This is a genomic window from Micromonospora sp. C28ISP2-4 (assembly GCF_030519385.1).
Taxonomy (GTDB): domain Bacteria; phylum Actinomycetota; class Actinomycetes; order Mycobacteriales; family Micromonosporaceae; genus Micromonospora; species Micromonospora tulbaghiae.
The window spans coordinates 131,615-147,326 of sequence record NZ_JAUMKG010000008.1; the positions used below are offsets into that span (position 1 = coordinate 131,615).

Sequence of the window (15,712 nt, forward strand, 5' to 3'; positions counted from 1 at the left end):
TCATGGCGCAGTTCGTGGACTGGGATCTGGCCGCCGCTACCGCGGGGGCGCTGAGCAAGTCGGGCCCTCGGGTGTCGTACGCCGAGGCGACCGACGTGGTCGGCGACCTGCGCCGGCTGACCGACGAGGCGGCCGGTCACGTCGCCGACTACACCGGCCTGCGGGCGCAGGTCGCGCACCCGCCGGTACGCGTGGTCGACCGCCGGGACTGGGCGGCGGCGAACATCGCCGGGCTGCGGGAGGTGGTCTCCCCGCTGGTCGAGCGCCTCTCCGGCGACAAGCGGCCCGGTGCGCTCACCGAGGCGATCGGCTCCCGGGTCACCGGCGTGCAGGCCGGCACCGTGCTGGCGTACCTCTCCGGCCGCGTGCTCGGCCAGTACGAGGTCTTCGCCGGCGACCCCGGCCAACTGCTGCTGGTGGCGCCGAACATCCTCGAGGTCGAGCGGAAGCTCGGCGCCGACTCGCGTGACTTCCGGCTCTGGGTGTGCCTGCACGAGGTCACCCACCGCACCCAGTTCACCGCCGTGCCGTGGATGCGCGCGTACTTCCTCGGCGAGGTGCAGGCGTTCGTGGACGCCTCCCAGGGCGGCGAGCACCTGCTGGAACGACTCCGTCGCGGCGTGGCCACGCTCTCCGACGCGGTCAAGGACCCGGAGAGCCGGGCCAGCGTGCTGGACATCGTGCAGACCCCGGCCCAGCGCGCCGTGCTGGACCGGCTGACCGCGCTGATGACGCTGCTGGAGGGCCACGCCGAGTTCGTGATGGACGGCGTGGGTCCGCAGGTCATCCCCAGCGTCGAGTCGATCCGGGCGGCGTTCAACCGGCGCCGCGAGTCCGGCAACCCGCTGGAGAAGGCGATCCGGCGGCTGCTCGGCATCGAGGTCAAGATGCGCCAGTACGCCGAGGGCCGCAAGTTCGTGCACGGCGTGGTCGACCGGGTGGGGATGCAGGGCTTCAACAAGATCTTCTCGTCCCCGCTGACGCTGCCCCGCCTCGACGAGCTGGGCGACCCGGACGCCTGGGTGTCCCGCGTACACGGGCCCGCCGGTGCCGCCCCGCCCGTCGGCTGATCCGCTCGGGCCGGCCGGCTCGGCTGGTCCGATGGCGCCGGGCGGTCCCGCCGGCTCGGTCGGCCCGGCCGACTCCGACGGCCGGGCTGATTCCGGCGCTGGCGTGCGCCGCTCTCCCTCACCCGCTCCGGCCGTCGCCGCCGTGCGGCTCGCCGTCCGCCGGGTGCTGACCGGCTTGCCCGGCGCCGGTCCGGTGCTGGTGGCCTGCTCCGGCGGAGCCGACTCGCTCGCACTCGCCGCCGCCACCGCGTTCGTGGCCCCCCGGCTCGGGCGCCCGGCCGGCCTGGTGACAGTCGACCACGGCCTGCAGGCCGGGTCCGCCGGACGGGCCGAGGCGGTCGCCGGCTGGGCCCGCGCCGAAGGGCTCGACCCGGTCGAGGTGCTTCCGGTACGCGTGGACGGCCGGCCCGGCGGCCCGGAGGCGGCCGCCCGCGAGGCCCGGTACGAGGCGCTGATCGCCGCCGCCCACCGGTACGACGCAGCCGGGGTCCTGCTCGGGCACACGCGCGACGACCAGGCCGAGACAGTTCTGCTGGCGCTGGCCCGGGGTGCCGGACCGCGCGGCCTGTCCGGGATGCCGGAGCGGCGCGACGTCGACGGGGTGCCCCTGCTGCGGCCGCTGCTCGACGTCGCGCGCGCCGGCACCCGAGCCGCCTGCGAAGCGCTCGGACTCGATCCGTGGACGGACCCGCACAACGCCGACCCCGCGTACGCCCGGGCCCGGGTCCGCGCCGACGCGCTGCCGGCACTCGTCGGCGCGCTGGGGCCGGGGGTGGTGGCGAACCTGGCCCGTACCGCCGGGCTGCTCGCGGCCGACAACGCCGCGCTCGACGCGCTGGCCGACACCGCGCTCGCCGACGTCCGGGGCGAGGGGGGCGGCCTGTCGGTCGCCCGGCTCGCCGGGTTGCCGGCCGCCGTCCGTACCCGGGTGCTGCACACCTGGGCCCGTGAACTGGGCGCGACGCCGGCCGCGCTGTCCCACAGTCACGTGGCGGCACTGGACGCCCTGGTCACGGCGTGGCACGGACAGGGCCCGGTGCACCTACCCGGCAACCACCAGGTCCGCCGCCAGGCAGGCCACCTCCTGCCCTGACCGCCGCCCTCCCGTCCCCCCCCGTTGATCAAGGACTTTTGGTCACGTTCCGGCCCTCCCCAGCCCGCAAACTCCTTGATCACCGCTCAAGGGGGGCTGGTCAGGACGGGACACGGGGGCAGGGCAGGGCGCGTCAGGCGGTCTGGCGGTCTCGGAAAGTGGTGCGGTAGGCCAGCGGGGTGGTGCCCACCCGGCGGGTGAAGTGGTGCCGCAGGGCCGCCGAGTCACCGAAGCCGGCCTGCTCGGCGACGCTCTCCACGCTCAGTGAGGTGTCCTCCAGCAGGTGCCGGGCCAGCAGCACCCGCTGGTTCGTCACCCAGTCGTGGGGGGTGGTGCCGGTCTCGGCGCGGAACCGGCGGGCGAACGTACGAGGGGCCATCCCGGCGCGTGCCGCCAGCTCGTCCACGGTCACGGGCCGGCGCAGGTGTCCCATCAGCCATTCCAGCACCGGTTCCAGCGTGGGCGCCTCGGGGGCCTTGGGGATCGGTGCCTCGACGTACTGCGACTGGCCGCCGTCGCGGTGCGGCGGCACGACCATCCGGCGGGCCAGCCGGGTCGCCACCGCCGAGCCGTGTTCCTGGCGTACCAGATGCAGGCAGGCGTCGATGCCGGCGGCGGTGCCGGCGCTGGTGAGCAGCCGGCCGTCCTGGACGTAGAGCGAGTCGCACTGGACCCGGGCGGCCGGGAAGCGCTGCTGGAGTTCGTCGGTGTACCGCCAGTGGGTGGTGCAGTCGCGCCCGTCGAGTACGCCCGCCTCGCCGAGGACGAACGCGCCGGCGCACACGCTGAGCAGCCAGGCGCCCCGGTCGGCGGCGCGGCGCAGCGCGGCGAGCACCGGTTCGGGCACCGGGGTGCCGGCGGCGTGGGCGGGCACGGCCACCAGGTCGGCGTCCTCGACCGCGCCCAGGTCGGCGGTGGGGGTGAGCAGGAAGCCGGAGCGGCTGCGGACGGCGCCGCCGTCGGCGGTGCAGACGTCGAACCGGTATGCGGGGAAGCCGTCGGCGGTGCGGTCGGTGCCGAAGACCTCCGCGAGCACGCCGAGTTCGAACGCGGCGACCTCGTCCATGGCGATGACGGCTACCGAGCGAAGCATGTGACGAGGGTAACCCGACGGGTGGCAGTAAATCGATGCCCAATGACATTCCTGCCACTGTCCGGATCGGTCGGTGGCCCGCAGAATCAATGGTGTCCGGTGCGCACCGGCGGCGAAATCAGTCTCAACCGCATGAAAGCGAGCGCCGCCATGACCGTTCTGCTGCTCCTGCTCTTCCTGCTCCTCCTCGTCGGCGCCAGCGCCTTCGGGTTCACCGCCGACACCCGCGACTCGGCCGACTGGAAGCCGAGCGACGACGGGCAGCGCTGGCGCTCCCGTACCTGCTGAGGTGATTTATTCAGTTCGCGCCGAAAATCCCCGGCGGGACCGCGCCAAAAGGGGCGGCCCCGCCGACGGCGGCGCCGGGGCGTACGGCAGGCTAGGAGCATGGCTGACGGCTCCTGGTACGACGCCGACATCGACCACGTGATCATCTCGGAGGCGCAGATCCGCGACAAGACCGCGGAGCTGGCCAAGCAGGTCTCGGCGGACTACGCCCACGTCGAGGACGGCCTGCTGCTCGTGTGCGTGCTCAAGGGAGCGGTCATGTTCATGGCCGACTTCGCCCGCGCGCTGGGCCGCCAGGGCCCGCCCGCCGAGCTGGAGTTCATGGCCGTCTCGTCCTACGGCCAGGGCACCACCTCGTCCGGCGTGGTCCGCATCCTCAAGGACCTGGACCGGGACATCGCCGGCCGCCACGTGGTGGTCGTCGAGGACATCGTCGACTCCGGCCTGACGCTGTCCTGGCTGCTGCGCTACCTGGAGTCGCGCTCCGCGGCGAGCGTCGAGGTGGTCGCGCTGTTCCGCAAGCCGGACGCGGTCAAGGTGCAGGTCCCGGTCAAGTACGTCGGGTTCGACATCCCCACCGAGTTCGTCGTGGGCTACGGGCTCGACTTCGGCGAGCGGTACCGCGAGGTGCCCTACGTCGGGGTGCTCAAGCCCGAGGTGTACGCGCGGGCCTGAGGGTCGCCGAGCCCTTCGTCAGCTGACATTCAGCGGGCTCTCAGTCTTCCGGTCTACGGTGGGGACCGGTGACGTGGAGGCACCCTCCACGCCCGGCCCCTCGAACCGCGTGACCGTGCGGCGTGGGCGGGCCGGGTGGGAGCTCACCGTCACGCCGGCTCGAAACCCGGGTTCGCCCTACGCGTAAGTGCCGGGCTCGCAAGCTCACTCGTCGCCTGAACGGTGTACCGTCGAATGACCGTGGTGCGGCAGTTTGCGTACCCCGGGGGTCGGGCCGGCCCGCACGGCGGCCCCGGCCGCCGCTCAAGGCGGCGACACCATTCAGACGGTCAGGACGTCGATCAGGAGGATGCGGGCGCCTCGGCACCCGACTACAGCATGGAACGTACGCGTTTCTTCCGCCGACCGGTGGTCTGGATCATCCTGGTCATCCTCGGCGCCGTTGTGCTCAGTCAACTGTTCACCGCTGGTCCCAGCTACCACCGGGTGGACACGTCCGTCGCGCTCGACCAGCTCAACAAGGGTGGCATCGAGAAGGTCGTCTTCCAGGACAAGGAGCAGACGCTCCAGCTCGACCTGAAGGACAAGGCCAAGTTCGACGGCGACACCACCACCGACAAGATCGAGGCGCAGTTCCCGTACGAGGTCGGCGGCCAGGTCTGGAACCAGGTACGCGAGGCCGAGGCGGCGGACCGGATCACCGGCCCGGTCGACACGAAGGTGTCGTCGGACAGCATCTGGGTCAGCCTGCTGGTCAACCTGCTTCCCATCGCGCTGCTCGTGCTTCTGCTGCTGTTCTTCATGTCGCAGATGCAGGGCGGCGGCTCCCGGGTGCTCAACTTCGGCAAGTCCAAGGCGAAGATGATCACCAAGGACACGCCGAAGACCACCTTCGCTGACGTCGCGGGTGCGGACGAGGCCGTCGAGGAACTGCACGAGATCAAGGACTTCCTGCAGAACCCGGCGAAATACCAGGCCCTGGGCGCCAAGATCCCGAAGGGCGTGCTGCTGTTCGGCCCGCCCGGTACCGGTAAGACGCTGCTGGCCCGCGCGGTCGCCGGCGAGGCCGGGGTGCCCTTCTACTCCATCTCCGGTTCCGACTTCGTCGAGATGTTCGTCGGTGTCGGTGCCAGCCGTGTCCGCGACCTGTTCGAGCAGGCCAAGTCGAACGCCCCGGCGATCGTCTTCGTCGACGAGATCGACGCGGTCGGCCGCCACCGTGGCGCCGGCATGGGCGGCGGCCACGACGAGCGGGAGCAGACGCTCAACCAGCTGCTGGTCGAGATGGACGGCTTCGACACCAAGGGCGGCGTCATCCTGATCGCCGCCACCAACCGGCCGGACATCCTCGACCCGGCGCTGCTGCGCCCGGGCCGGTTCGACAGGCAGATCCCGGTCGACGCCCCCGACATGGAGGGCCGCAAGGCCATCCTGCGGGTGCACGCCAAGGGCAAGCCGTTCACGCCCGACGTCGACCTCGACGCGGTCGCTCGGCGTACCCCGGGCTTCAGCGGCGCCGACCTGGCCAACGTGATCAACGAGGCCGCGCTGCTCACCGCTCGGAAGGAGCAGCGGGCGATCACCAACGACTCCCTGGAGGAGTCGATCGACCGGGTGATCGCCGGTCCGCAGCGCCGGACCCGGGTGATGAGCGACCAGGAGAAGAAGATCACCGCGTACCACGAGGGTGGGCACGCGCTGGTCGCCTGGGCGCTGCCGCACGCCGCGCCGGTGCACAAGGTGACCATCCTGTCCCGGGGTCGCTCGCTGGGCCACACGCTCGTCCTCCCGACCGAGGACAAGTACACCCAGACCCGGGCCGAGATGATCGACACCCTGGCGTACGCGCTGGGTGGCCGGGCGGCCGAGGAACTGGTCTTCCACGAGCCGACCACCGGCGCCGGCAACGACATCGAGAAGGCCACCCAGCTGGCCCGCGCGATGATCACGCAGTACGGCATGAGCTCCAAGCTCGGTGCGATCAAGTACGGCACCAGCGGCGACGAGCCGTTCCTCGGCCGCAACATGGGCCACGAGCGGGACTACTCCGACGCGGTGGCCGCCGAGATCGACGGCGAGATGCGCGCGCTGATCGAGCTGGCCCACGACGAGGCCTGGGAGATCCTGGTGGAATACCGGGACGTCCTGGACAACATGGTCCTGGAGCTGATGGAGAAGGAGACGCTCTCCACCGCCGACATGGCCCGCATCTGCGCGCGCGTCGTCAAGCGCCCGCCGATGGCGCCGTACCACGGCTTCGGTAAGCGTCAGCCCTCCACCGAGCCGCCGGTGCTCACGCCGGCCGAGAAGGAGGCGCTGGCGGCGCAGTCCCGCGCCGACGCCGCCGCCTCGATCGGTGGTTCCAGCAACAACTCGGACGGTACGCACTGAACAGCGATCCGACGACGGCCGGCTCCCACCACAGGGAGTCGGCCGTCTCCGCGACCGAGCCCGACGGCGACGACGCGCTCGACTACGTGGCCGCGCGCCTGATCAGCGGCAAACTGACAGGCGGCCCGGTGGAGGACAGCGTCGACCTCGCCCGGATCGAGAAGGCGGTCCGCGAGATCCTCATCGCGGTCGGCGAGGACCCGGACCGCGACGGCCTCCAGCAGACGCCGGCCCGGGTCGCCCGCGCGTACGCCGAACTCTTCGCCGGCCTGCGTGTCGACCCGGCCCAGGTGCTCCGCACCACGTTCGAGGCCAACCACGAGGAACTGGTGCTCGTCCGGGACATCGACGTGATGAGCCTCTGCGAGCACCACCTGCTGCCGTTCCGGGGCAGCGCGCACATCGGCTACATCCCCGGCCCGGACGGCCGGATCACCGGCCTGTCGAAGCTGGCCCGGCTGGTCGAGGTGTTCGCCCGACGGCCGCAGGTGCAGGAGCGGCTCACCTCGCAGATCGCCGACCTGCTGATGTCGAGCCTCGCCCCGCGCGGCGTGATCGTGGTGCTGGAGTGCGAGCACATGTGCATGGCGATGCGCGGCATCCAGAAGTCGGGCGCGAAGACCATCACGTCGGCCGTGCGCGGCGGCCTCCAGAACGACGCGAAGTCGCGGGCCGAGGCAATGGCACTGATCATGGCCCGCTGACCCTCGACCGCCACCGACGGCCGCGTACTCCCGCCCGGGAGGGCGCAGCCGTCGTCAGTCGGGCAGCATGGCGAGCAGCAGGCCGCCGGCGGTGAGCACCGCCGGGACCAGACAGACCAGGGCGCCGAAGCGGGGCGTCCGGTCCACCCGGTCGGTGGGCCGCGGGCGGAAGACACGCCCCACGGCGAGCCAGCCCAGCATGAACGCGACAGCCGGCAGCGGCAGCCCCACCAGCAGCGCCAGCACCGTCACCGGTCCCGGGCCGGCCACCGCGTACAGCAGCAGTTGGAACAGCGGCACCACGAGCGCCAGCGGCCCGTACACCAGCAGGTTGCGAGGCCGGGACGGCCACCGGGCCAGCCGCGGCAGGCCACGCGCGCTCAACGTGTCGTCCGCGGCGTCCGCCCAGTCCCCGGCCGCGCGCAGCGCCGCCAGCACCGCCGACGGCCCGCCCGCCATCGACCGGGCCGCCTCGGTCACCTCCGGCGGCGTCGGGACCAGCGACATCGCCGGTACGCCCAGATCACGCAGCCGGGACTGCTGCGGCGCCAGCCGTTCGCGTACCGCTGTCAGCTCCTCGCGGGCCGCTGCCACCGACCGTGCCTGCTCGCCGGCCGCTGTGGCCGCCGCCCGGCGTACGCCGTCGAGCGCCCGCGCGGCCGCGACGTACTCCGCCCAGGCCGACTCGGCGGGGTCCGCCACAGTGGTCGGCCCACCCGCGCGGGGCCCCGGTACGGCCGTGCCGGTCTCACTCATGCCGCCCCCTCCCCGGCGCGTCCGTCACCTGCGGGCCCGGCTCGACCCGCGCTGTCGCCACCTCGGCCGTGCCGAACGGCACGAAGACGGTGCCCTGCTCGTCCGGGCCGTCCCAGAGCACCGCGCGACCCGGCCGGGGCCGCCACCACACCGGGCGGTCGAAGAGTTGCTCCAGCCGGCCGCCCGGCACGTCGGTGACCGCCACGGCGGTGAGCTTGTCCACCTCGCCCTCGGGGCCGAGCAGCCCGGCCAGCGGAGCCGGTGTCCGCCACCAGCCGAGCAGGTGCCGGCCGGCCGGCGGCCCCTCCAGCAGCAGAGTCCGCAGCAGGTCGGGCGGCAGCTCGGTGGCGTCCGGCACGTCCAGCCCGAACACCACCAGGTAACCCGGCTCGTCCGACTCCATGGCGGTCCGCAGCCCGGCCGCGTCGACGGTCTCGACCCGGTGGCGTCCGGCCAGTTCGGCGGCGAGCACGCCGGCCGGCTCGGCGGACCCGTTCGCCAGCGGCGCCAGCACGAACCGGGCCGCACCCGGATGCGCCGCCGCGGCGCTGCGTACCGCCGTGACCAGCAGGCGCTCGGCCTCCTCGTCCCGCCCCAGGACGGCCAGGTTCCGTCCCGCGCCCGGCCCCAGCGGCACCGTCACCGTGGACCGCCGCACGTCGACCGCCCGGCCGAGCAACGCGGCGGGCGCGTGGGCCCGGCCGGCGAGCGCGGCCCGGTGCCGCGGGTCGTTGGCGAGCAGCGGGCGCGCGTACCCGGCGAAGACCACCGGCGGAGTCGACGACTCGCCCCGAGCCTCCCAGAGCCGTCGCCGCAGGGCGGTCAGGACCTCGGGATCCTCGTACGGATCAGGGAAGCGGATCATCCGCTCGTGCCCCCGGGTCGCGCCGCGCGGACCGCCCAGACCGCCGGCCGTGTTCACCACAGCGCTGCCCACCGGCAACCCCGCAGCCGAGTCGTTCGCCGGCTCCAGCACCGCCGAGCCGCCGGGCAGTGCCACCCGCACCGGGAACTGGCCGAGCAGCGGGTCACGCGGGCCGCCGATGCCCAGGTCGCCCTCGCCGGCCAGCACCAGGTGGATCCCGTACGACCGGCCGGCGCGGGCGAGCGCGTCCAGCCGGGCCAGCAGGTCGGCGGCGAGCCGGTCCCGCTCCCGCAGCGCCAGCGGGAAGTTGTCGACCACGCAGACGATCCGGGGCAGCGGCTGGTGCTCCCGCAGCTCGGTGTAGCGCTGCCCGCCGGCCCTCCGGGACGCCTCCTCGCGGCGGCGCAGCTCCGCCTCCAGCTCGCCGAACAGGTCGGCCACGTACTCCCGGTCGGCGGCCATCCCGGCGGCACGCACCTGCGGCACCCAGGAGCGGTCCCGCTCGGTCTGGAGGAACTCCACGAAGGACTCGCCGTCGGCCAGGTCGGCCAGGTAGAGCGCCAGCTCGTCCGGGCCGTACCGGGCGGCGAGGCCGAACAACGCGTCGGTCAGGAACGCCGACCGGCCCGCCTGACCTCGGCCGCTGACCAGCCAGTGCGGGGTCAGCTCGGTGAAGCCGAGGCTGACCGGGCGCCCGGCCGCGTCACCGACTGTGGTGCTCAGGCCGTCGGCCGAGCCGGCCGTCCAGAAACCGTCCGCCGGCAGCAGGTCACGCAGGGAGAGGCGGGAGCCGTCCTCGATCTGCCGGGCCAGCCGGGCGCACACCTGCGCGACCAGGTCGGCGGGCGGATCGTCGTCGAGGAACACCGGCGAGTTCAACCCGCCCGGCTGCTCCGCGCCGGGACTGCTGAAGCCGGCGCCGGGCGGGTCACCGACCAGCGCGTACGCGGTGCGGACCGTGACCGCTGTGGCGCGGGGCAGCGGGCTGCCGTCCGGCCAACCGGCGAGCACCAGGTGCAGCCCGGCGCGCGGCCCGCCCTCGGCCAGCCCGGCGAGCCGGTCCAGGTCGGCGGTGGTCGTACCGTCGGGCAGCGCCGCGACCACGAGCAGCAGCGTCCGGTCGTGCCCGCGCTGCCGCGCCGTCCCGGCCGCCACCCACTGCTCCGCCTCGGCCAGCATCGCGCGCATCCCGGCGAGATCGGTGGCGGGCGGGGGCAGCAGGCCCGCGTCGGCGAGCGGCGCGTACCCCGCGAAGGTCGCACCGGAACCGCCGTCGACCGCACGCGCCAGCAGCGCGCCCGCCGGCGTGGCGGCGAAGACGCGCAGCAGCAGCGCGCGGAGCAGCCCGGCCACCCGGGCGTCGGTGGCATCGGCGTCGAGGCTCAGGTGGCCGCTGCCGAGCAACGGCACCAGCGCGGGAAAACGGGCGTCGTCCAGCGGCGCCGCGGTGCCGACCCGGACCAGCGGCGGCAGGCCGTCACCGGGCGGCGTCGTCGCGCTCAGCGATTCCAGCGGCCCGCCGGCCCAGCCGGGCGCCGCCAGATCCGCTGCCGCCCGCAGGCGCTCGGCCAGCTCGTACTGCCGGTGGTGGTCGGCCGGCGCGGGCCGGATCTCGTCGAGGATGCCCGCCGCCGCCGTCGCGGCGGCCTCGGCCCGGCGGTGCAGCGCGGCGGCCCGGCCGGCGCGCGCCTTCGGAGTCGCCACCGCGTCCACCTCTCTTTCCGAGGCCGACATGTCCTCCCCGAGGTGTGACGGTAACCCAGGCGGCGGCCGTCCACAGGGATGTCGGTCGGCGCGGTGAGCTGGTCGGCGGTGAGCAGCCTCACCCCGCCGCCGGGCAGGGTCCGCCCGGCGGTTCGCCACGATCCGCCGGTTCCAGGCATTGGGTACGCGAGGCGCAGCCGATAGCCTCAGGAGGTGGAATCAGTGCAGCCCTCCGCCGGTTCCCAGGTGTCCCGAGTACCGGCGCAGCGGACCCCGCCGGAGCAGTTGGCGCCCCCCGTGCCCGCTCCCGCACCGGTACGCCCCAAGCGCCCGGTGCGCACGGTGCTGGCTGTCGTAGCGGGGGTGCTGGCGGTGCTGTGCACTGTCGGCGGGGTGGTCGGGTTCGTGCTGTACGACCGCGCGACCGCCCCGGATCGAAGCGCCCCCGACGTCGTCGTTGCCAACTACATTCGGGCTTACCTGATCGATCGAAACGACACGAAGGCCCAGGAGTTTACCTGTAAGGACAGCCAAGGGCTCGGTGGCATGCGGGATCTCAGGACCGAGCTGGAGCAGCGCGAAGCCACCTTCGGTGTGTCGATCAAGGTGAGCTGGGGACCATTACTCCAGGCCGAAAATGGGTCAGGCGAATCGGTTACCACGACGCTCGCCATCTCCAGCTCAAGGGACGGCCAATCTGTAAGCAGCCGTCGAGAGACTTGGCGGTTCGACCTGGCGAACAACAAGGACGGATGGCGCGTCTGCGGGGCAAGTAAGGTCGGCTGAGGCCTACTCGAGCCAGAGCAGGTGCACCGGCACCTCCAGCGTGGTCGGCGCCTGCCCGCGCCAGGCCCACCGGTACCACTCCAGCTCCGGGGCCACCCGCACGCAGATGTCGCCGTCCGCGCCGGAATAGGTCTCGGTGACGGCACGCAGGTCGCGCCGTTCCACGCCGTGGTCCACGTGCACCACGCGCCGCCCGGTCACCGCGTCGGCTTCGAACACCGGCGTCGGCGGCCGGCGTTCGGGCACGTCCAGCGAGACCAGCCGGAGCCCCGGGGCGGTCGCCCCGGTCGCCGGACGTCGTTCGCCGATGGTCTCCACCCAGACCCGTTCCACAGGCACCAGCGGGGCGAACACCTCGACCTGCTCGGCCTCGGCCCGGTACCACTCGTGTTCCGGGATCACCGGCACGTAGGTGCGGCTGCCCTGCACGACCCGCTCGTCGGCCCGCAGGTCGCCGCGCCAGCCGAGACCGGGCAGACCGACGAGCACGCGGCGGCCGCGCAGCTCGGTACCGCCGGTGGCGGGCACGGTCTCCACCGGCCGGGGCGGCAGCGGCGCCCAGTCCGGCCGGTCCGCGAAGGGATCGGGCAGGGGATTGCTCATCCGCCCGGCCTCACCCGGTCTCACCGAGAGGCGCGCCCCGCTTGCGCATGAAGGGCACCGGGTTGTCCGCCCCGTTGCTGGAGCGGTCGCCGTTCTTGTGCACCTCGAAGTGCAGGTGCGGGCCGGACGAGTTGCCGCTGCTGCCGGAGAGCCCGATGACCTCGCCCGCCTCGACCGCCTGACCCGGCACCACGCGGGGTCGCTCGACCATGTGGCAGTAGCGGGTGATGAACCCGCCGGCGTGCAGGATGTCCACGAACCATCCGCAGCCCCCCTTGTCCGGCCAGCCGTCCCGGTCGCAGTCGCGCCGCCCGGAGCGGTCGGGGTCGCAGCGGGCCACCAGCACCCGGCCCGCCGAGGCGGCGTGGATCGGGGTGCCCTTGTCGGCGGCCAGGTCCACCCCGTGGTGGCTGGGACGGGCCGTGGTGCGGAAGCCGGAGACCACGCCGCCGGGCAGCGGCGCGGTCCAGCCGGAGGCGGCAATGCGGTCTCCGGCGGCGGCGTCGCACACCGCCTTGCCGGCGATCTCCACGGTCCGGGCGGCGCCGCCGGCGAGCGCGTCGACGATGCGTCCGGCCAGCTCCTCGTGCTTGGCGTAGGCGTCGGGGTAGGCGCTGACCTGGACCTTCTGGGCGACCACCGTGAGCGGGCGCTGCTGCCAGTTCGGCACCTTCTCCATCTTCTGGTAGAACTTGCGGGCCGCGTACGAGGGCGTCATCCGCTGCTCGACGCTGCCCCACCCCGGCCGCTGCTGGAACAGGCCCAGCGAGTCGTGGTCGGCGCCCACTCCCTCGTGGGGGAGCGCGAGCGACGCCGGGACTGTGCTGTTGGCGAGGTTGCGCAGCGCTGATTCCTGCATCGCCGTGGCCAGCGCGATCACCCATCCGCGAGCGGGGAGCTTCATGTCCTGACCGACCTTGATGATGACGGCGGCGTTGCGCAGCTGGCGCTCGCCGTACTCGGCGAAGCGCGGCATGTCACCGGTCAGGTTCACCTGGTAGGTGGGGTCGCAGTTCAGGGCCGCGAGTTTCGGGTCGTCCTCGTCGCCGCCCAGCTCGGTGAGGAAGAAGGCGCCGGCGCCGCCGACGCAGCAGAGCAGGGCGAGCACGCTCGTGACGGCCGTGGCGACCACGCCCAGGCGCAGCTTCCGGCGGACCTGCCGGGGGACGGACGCGCCGGCGGTCACGACCGCTCCCAGTCGATCGCGTCCACCAGCCAGGGCCCGTCCGCTGCGACGAGTTCGAGCCGGAGTGTGCCGTTGTCCAGCGGGACCAGCGCCTCCACGAAGGACTCGGTGCGGGGCCGGAGCGTCGGAGCGCCCGCCGTCCTCCGTGCGGGCACGGTCTCCGGGTCGGCGCCCGTCATCTTCTCGGCCAGCGCCGGGGTGGAGAGCGGCCGCAGGCGGGCCTGCCAGGCGTCGCCGCTGCTGCCCGGGCCGCTCAGCCACGCGGTGGTGAACCGCCCGGCGATCTGCTCCGGGGTGGCCTCGCCCGGCCGCGTCTTCGGGGCCACAGCAGTCGGCGGGCTGGCCAGCACGCCGTCGTCACCGGCCTCCGGGTCCGCGGTGCTGATCGGCTGGGTGGGGCGGCTGGTCAGGCCGAGACCGGGGTCACCGGGGCCGGCGACCAGGCGGGCCGCGCCGATCACCCCGAAGACCAGCACGGCGATCATCAGAGCGACGCCGATCCGGGACCGGAGGACCCGGGTGAAGAGGAATTCCAGCGCCCGCCGCACCGGACTCACCGGGCCTCGGAGCGGATGCGCGGCGCCGGCCGGGCCGGGGCGGTGTCGCGACCCGCCGAGTCCGGCCGGTAGACGGCGTAGGAGGGGGACTCCTCCGGCACGTCCGGCTCGGTCCACGTCGACGGCGCACGCCGGGGCCGGGGCGTGGCGGCGGGACTCCCGCCCGGACGTCCGGGCGCGGGCGCCTCCTCCGGCCGATCCCGCCCGTCCGGCCGCTCCCGTTGGACAGGTGTGGCGCTGTGCGCCGGGTCCTCGTGCCGGGCCTCCGGCCGGAGGCTGCGCTGGTCGGCCGTGACGGTGCGCCGCTTGCCGATCGCCGGCTCGTTGGTGCCGCCGGGCTCCGTCACGTCCAGCCGGGCGGCGATCCGCATGTCCCGGAAGAAGCGCCGGTGCCAGGAGCCGGCCGAGCTGACCGCCTCGCTGCTGTCCTTGCCGCCGAGCTGGGTGATCCGGCGGTACGGCCGCAGCAGCAACCAGCCGACCACCCCGCAGAGCCAGACCAGGACCACCTGGAGCCAGCCGGGCAGCGTGGCGGTGTTCATGATCAGGTCGACGGCGAAGAGGTAGATGGCCGCTCCGGTGCCGAAGATGGCGATGTTGAAGACCGCGGCGACCACAGCGTTCGCCAGCCGCCGGAGGCCGGCACTGGCCGGGCGCATCAGGCCGACAGTGCCGAGGATCGGGGCGGCGATCACCGCCCACCTGAAGATCAGGAAGCCGAGCAGCACCAGCAGCGACGCCGTGAGGTCGAACATGGCGAACAGCACCGAGGCCAGCACCGCGATGAACCCGGCACCGATCCGGTCCATGTCCCGGGTGCCCTGGAGATACTCGTACGCCTCCGGGTCCTCGGTCTTGATCTGCTCGGCGACCTTGGCCCACTGCTGCTGCTTGGCCTTGATCACGACGTCGCGGGTGGCCGGGTTGGACCGGATCGACTCCGCCTCGTCCCAGGTCAGCGACTTGGCGTCGTAGAGCGCTTGGCCGTACTTCTTCGCGGTCTCGCTGTCCGCCGAGCCGAGCACACCACGCAGCCAGTTCCGGTAGAGCATCGTCTCGGCGGCTGTGTCGCTTGCCCGCACGGCGGGGGGACGGTGATCCTTGCACGCCTGCGGATTCGGGTCATCACATTGGCCCGGCGGCGTGTCCTTCGTGGATGGGCCAACGGCGTCGTGTACCACGCCCAGCGTGGTGATCAGCGTGTTGTCGGCGATGTTCGCGGACTTGACCGGCCAGGCGGCCAGCGCGGTCACCGCCACCATCACCAGCAGCGCCCAGCCCGCTGTGGTCATGGCGTTGCTCATGTCCGACTGGCGGGACCGCCAGAGCAGGTAGAGACCGACCACGCAGACGGTGATGATGCCGAAGACGCTGAACACCTTCTGGTAGACGGCCTTCGTGGCCTGCTCGACCAGCGGGTCGGCCCAGGCCCACATCGTCCGCGGATCCCAGGCGCGCTCACGCAGCGCGTTCGAGGCACCGATCACCGCGTTTGCGAACATGAACTCACCGTTGGCGACCATCGTGGTGAAGCGGTAGTCCGGATGCAGGACCGAGGAGGCGCAGCCGCCGTCGATGTCGTACGTGTTGTAGCTGTATCCGGCGTACCCGTAGTCGCTGTAGAGGCCCTTCGGGCCGGGCTCCTTCGCCGAGTCGGGCCGGGACGCGAACCAGCCGGCCAGGCCCGAGTCCGGTGCGGCGGGTACCGGGGCGTTGCGGCACTCGACCTGGTCCTCGCTGACGGCCTTGAGCTTGCCGACGCAGGACCGGAAGTCGGCCTGCCACTCCTTGGTGCTGCACAGCTCGGCGCGCGCCTGGGTGACCGGCGCGGCCGCGTACGCGGGTGTGGCCGCCCCGATCACCGGCCAGGAGATCGTGGCCCCGGCGAGTACGCCGAGCGCGAGGAGGAGCGCCGCGATCCGTGCCCGGGCCCTCGCCATG

The 15,712-nt window shown here is 73.3% G+C and carries 14 protein-coding genes; 7 read left to right on the forward strand and 7 right to left on the reverse strand.

All coding sequences use genetic code 11. The features are described 5' to 3' along the window. Window positions 1-2: 2 nt before the first annotated feature. Together Q3W68_RS26590 and tilS are read left to right on the forward strand one after the other, a co-directional pair. A complete protein-coding gene (locus Q3W68_RS26590) occupies window positions 3-1,070 on the forward strand; it encodes a zinc-dependent metalloprotease (RefSeq protein ID WP_302908051.1) in 1,068 nt (355 codons plus the stop codon). A 103-nt stretch (window positions 1,071-1,173) separates the two neighbouring features. Further along, complete coding sequence (gene tilS, locus Q3W68_RS26595) at window positions 1,174-2,163, forward strand: tRNA lysidine(34) synthetase TilS (protein WP_302908052.1); 990 nt, start codon at window positions 1,174-1,176, stop codon at window positions 2,161-2,163. Between the two features lie 133 nt (window positions 2,164-2,296). Here the strand turns inward: tilS and Q3W68_RS26600 are convergent, their stop codons facing one another. Continuing rightward, complete coding sequence (locus Q3W68_RS26600) at window positions 2,297-3,256, reverse strand: GlxA family transcriptional regulator (protein WP_302908053.1); 960 nt, start codon at window positions 3,254-3,256, stop codon at window positions 2,297-2,299. Between the two features lie 132 nt (window positions 3,257-3,388). Here Q3W68_RS26600 and Q3W68_RS26605 point away from each other — a divergent pair, with 132 nt between their 5' ends. The 4 genes from Q3W68_RS26605 to folE all read left to right on the forward strand — a co-directional run bounded on the left by Q3W68_RS26605 (window position 3,389) and on the right by folE (window position 7,314). Next, the gene (locus Q3W68_RS26605; protein WP_302908054.1) at window positions 3,389-3,544 is read left to right on the forward strand and encodes a hypothetical protein; all 156 of its coding nucleotides are present in this window, start codon (window positions 3,389-3,391) and stop codon (window positions 3,542-3,544) included. Window positions 3,545-3,643: 99 nt separating this feature from the next. Beyond that, window positions 3,644-4,219 (forward strand): hypoxanthine phosphoribosyltransferase, encoded by a 576-nt coding sequence (gene hpt, locus Q3W68_RS26610; RefSeq protein WP_013288988.1) that lies wholly within the window; start codon window positions 3,644-3,646, stop codon window positions 4,217-4,219. A gap of 378 nt (window positions 4,220-4,597) precedes the next feature. Then, window positions 4,598-6,610, forward strand: a complete 2,013-nt coding sequence (gene ftsH / locus Q3W68_RS26615; RefSeq protein WP_120572785.1) for an ATP-dependent zinc metalloprotease FtsH — start codon at window positions 4,598-4,600, stop codon at window positions 6,608-6,610. 86 nt (window positions 6,611-6,696) lie between these two features. Further along, the gene (gene folE, locus Q3W68_RS26620; RefSeq protein WP_013288986.1) at window positions 6,697-7,314 is read left to right on the forward strand and encodes a GTP cyclohydrolase I FolE; all 618 of its coding nucleotides are present in this window, start codon (window positions 6,697-6,699) and stop codon (window positions 7,312-7,314) included. Between the two features lie 54 nt (window positions 7,315-7,368). Here the strand turns inward: folE and Q3W68_RS26625 are convergent, their stop codons facing one another. After that, complete coding sequence (locus Q3W68_RS26625; RefSeq protein WP_302908055.1) at window positions 7,369-8,070, reverse strand: hypothetical protein; 702 nt, start codon at window positions 8,068-8,070, stop codon at window positions 7,369-7,371. Continuing rightward, window positions 8,063-10,648 carry an FtsK/SpoIIIE domain-containing protein gene (locus Q3W68_RS26630; protein ID WP_302908073.1) on the reverse strand — a complete coding sequence of 862 codons (2,586 nt, stop codon included), beginning with the start codon at window positions 10,646-10,648 and terminating at the stop codon, window positions 8,063-8,065. The genes Q3W68_RS26625 and Q3W68_RS26630 overlap by 8 nt, the downstream gene beginning before the upstream one ends. A gap of 213 nt (window positions 10,649-10,861) precedes the next feature. Between Q3W68_RS26630 and Q3W68_RS26635 the strand changes: the two genes are divergently transcribed. Further along, window positions 10,862-11,425: a hypothetical protein gene (locus tag Q3W68_RS26635; protein ID WP_302908074.1), complete on the forward strand. Its 564-nt coding sequence runs from the start codon at window positions 10,862-10,864 to the stop codon at window positions 11,423-11,425. A gap of 3 nt (window positions 11,426-11,428) precedes the next feature. Here the strand turns inward: Q3W68_RS26635 and Q3W68_RS26640 are convergent, their stop codons facing one another. The 4 genes from Q3W68_RS26640 to Q3W68_RS26655 are packed head-to-tail and all read right to left on the reverse strand — an operon-like array spanning window position 11,429 to window position 15,711. Continuing rightward, complete coding sequence (locus tag Q3W68_RS26640; protein ID WP_302908056.1) at window positions 11,429-12,028, reverse strand: hypothetical protein; 600 nt, start codon at window positions 12,026-12,028, stop codon at window positions 11,429-11,431. 10 nt (window positions 12,029-12,038) lie between these two features. Then, window positions 12,039-13,214, reverse strand: coding sequence for a M23 family metallopeptidase (locus tag Q3W68_RS26645; RefSeq protein ID WP_302908057.1), 1,176 nt, complete (start codon window positions 13,212-13,214; stop codon window positions 12,039-12,041). Then, complete coding sequence (locus Q3W68_RS26650) at window positions 13,211-13,771, reverse strand: hypothetical protein (protein WP_302908058.1); 561 nt, start codon at window positions 13,769-13,771, stop codon at window positions 13,211-13,213. Before Q3W68_RS26650 ends, Q3W68_RS26645 begins: the two co-directional genes overlap by 4 nt. Continuing rightward, the gene (locus tag Q3W68_RS26655) at window positions 13,768-15,711 is read right to left on the reverse strand and encodes an MFS transporter (RefSeq protein ID WP_302908059.1); all 1,944 of its coding nucleotides are present in this window, start codon (window positions 15,709-15,711) and stop codon (window positions 13,768-13,770) included. Before Q3W68_RS26655 ends, Q3W68_RS26650 begins: the two co-directional genes overlap by 4 nt. Between the last annotated feature and the right edge of the window lies 1 nt (window position 15,712).